This window comes from Bacteroidota bacterium, from assembly GCA_034723125.1.
GTDB lineage: Bacteria > Bacteroidota > Bacteroidia > CAILMK01 > JAAYUY01 > JAYEOP01.
On record JAYEOP010000304.1, the window covers coordinates 1 to 2776 of the forward strand.

2 protein-coding genes are annotated in these 2776 nt (G+C 33.4%); both read left to right on the forward strand.

Annotated elements, in window-relative coordinates; genetic code table 11:
• Positions 1–531 precede the first annotated feature (531 nt).
• Entirely contained in the window at positions 532–1539 is a 1008-nt protein-coding gene (locus tag U9R42_08445; protein MEA3496050.1) for a pyruvate carboxyltransferase, read from the forward strand.
• A 475-nt stretch (positions 1540–2014) separates the two neighbouring features.
• The gene (locus U9R42_08450) at positions 2015–2746 is read left to right on the forward strand and encodes a DUF6125 family protein (protein MEA3496051.1); all 732 of its coding nucleotides are present in this window, start codon (positions 2015–2017) and stop codon (positions 2744–2746) included.
• The last annotated feature ends 30 nt before the right edge of the window (positions 2747–2776 follow it).

Consider the following 2776-nt stretch of genomic DNA (forward strand, 5'->3'; position numbering starts at 1 on the left):
AAATTAAAAAAGCAACCTTAGGAAAATTAGTTATTAAAGGAAATATTCCTGAAATGGTAATTTAGAAAATGAATGGAAGAATTGATGAATGAACAAGTAGGCAGTCAGCAGTGAGCAGTCAGCAGTCTCCAGTCGGCAGTCGGCAGTCTTCAGTCGGCAGTCGGCAGTAAGCAGTCGGCAGTAAGCAGTCGGCAGTAAGCAGTCGGCAGTAAGCAGTCTTCAGTCATCAGTCAAATTCCGAATAAATAAATAAAAAGAAGTACTTAAAGTTAAAAGATAAAAAAATTATGGATAAACAGATAAATAAAAAGAAGTGCCTAAAGTACTTAGAGTACTTAAAGTTAAAAGTTTTAAGTTGTGAATTGTAAGGTATGAATAAACAGATAAACAGGAAGAAGTACTTAAAGTGCCTAGAGTACTTAGAGTTAAAAGTTAAAAACTAAAAGCTAAAAGTTGTGAATAAACAGATAAACAAATAAACAAATAAACAGATAAACAAATAAACAGATAAACAAATAAACAATTTATTATATGAAATACCCAAAGAAAGTAACAATTGGAGAAATAACCGTACGTGATGGTCTCCAACATGAGGAAATATTAATTCCAACAGAAGCAAAAATATGGCTTTTAGAAGAGCTTGTACTTGCAGGATTTAAACACATCGAAACAACAAACTTTGGTAATCCTAAAGGAATGCCTCAATTTAAAGATGCCGATGATGTAATGAAAGGAATCAGAAACAGCAAAAAAGTAAAAGACAAACTTGATGATGTTTCCTTTACAGCAATTACCATCAGAGAAAGAGCAATTGAAAGAGCTATTCAAGCAAAATTAGATGGTTACGGACCTGATAGAATTTTAATGATGGTTTCTACAGGTGAATCACATCACAAAATAAATTCAGGTACTTCCTTAGCTAATTATTGGAAAATGGCAGAAAAATATATTCCTAAATGTCATGATGCCGGTATTAAGGTAAACGGAACAGTAAGTACAATTTGGGGTTGCCCTGTTGAAGGTCCAACTGACATGAAAAAAGCAATTGAATTTACACAAAGATGGCTTGATATCGGAGCTGATGACGTTGAACACGCTGACCATGACGGTTCTGCATCACCCGACAGAGTTTATGATTATTTCTCAATGCTTCTGGATTCTATTCCAAATCCTGAAAAACATATTGCTCATTTTCATGTAACAAGAGGTTGGGGACTTGCAAATGTCCTTGCTGCACTACAAGCAGGTATTACTAATTATGAATCTTGCATGGGTGGTCTTGGTGGTCAACCTGCAAATTTTGTTGACAGAGTTCCTGTTTCAGGCACAGGCACTTACTATTACAAAGATGCAAGCGTTGTTGGTTTGGTACAAACAGAAGACATGGTGGTGATGATGGACGAAATGGGAATTGACACAGGTCTTGATATTGACAAAGTATTGGAAATTGGGAAAATGGTTGAAAAAATTATTGGCAGAAGACTTAGATCAGAAACACTTTTAAATGGTAGAATTCCCAAAGAACTAACAGGAAGATAATTTTTATTAAACTTCATGCCTTAGTTACAAATAAATTTTCGTGTTACTTTCTGTCTTTCTGACTTAGTGGCAAATAAAAAAAATAGCCACAAAGACTCTAAGGCACGAAGAATCACTAAAAAAATATTTATGAAAAATTGTGCATTTATTCTTTAATGAAAATAAAAAAAATTCGTGTTACTTTCTGTCTTTCTGACTTAGTGGCAAGTAATAAAGGATAGCCACAAAGACTCTAAGGCACGAAGAATCACTAAAAAAATATTTATGAAAAATTGTGCATTTATTCTTTAATGAAAATAAAAAAAATTCGTGTTACTTTCTGTCTTTCTGACTTAGTGGCAAATAAAAAAGAATAGCCACAAAGACTCTAAGGCTCAAAGAAACACGAAAAAATAAATCTTCGTGTTACTTTCTGTATTTCTGCCTTAGTGGCAAAACAATAAAAACTTCTATAATTTTCAAATTAATTAAATTCATGGACAAAGAATCATTAAACAAAAAAGAAAAAGCAAGATTAATTATTGACTTCTGGCATCGCACAATGATGCATCATGCTATTTGGTTTGCTGAAGTCCAACATCAATTAGGGAGAGAAAAAGCATATAAAGTGTTGGAAACAGCTTACAAAAGAAGCTATGAAATTCAAATGACAAAACTTGGTAAAACATTAGGTTTTGAAATGGATGAAGATATTCCAAAACCATTACTTGATCTTCCTGAAGAAACTATTGATAGCTTATGCCAAAGAACTGCTACAAACTGGCTTGCCAATGATGGTGTTTGGTTTCAGGCTGTTGAATTTGAGCACGGAATGAATGATGCAAAAAGATGTAACGATTCAAGTTGGGCACACTTCTCCCCCTTTGAAGCAATGTCTATAAAAAGAATATTAAAACTTGATGAAAAACCCGGACTTGAAGGATTAAAAAAAGCATTGGAATTCAGATTATATGCTTACGTTAATGAACAAGAAATTGTGGAAGAAACAGAAAATTCTTTTGTATTTAGGATGATAAATTGCAGAGTTCAAGCAGCACGTCAACGTAAAGGACTTGACGATTATCCATGCAAATCAGGTGGATTGGTTGAACATACAACTTTTGCAGAAACTATTGACCCAAGGATAAAAACAGAATGTATTGCATGCCCTCCCGACAAACATCCAAAAGAATGGTTTTGTGCATGGAAATTTATTCTTGAAAAATAAAAGCAAAAATTTATTAGTCAGACTATTTAG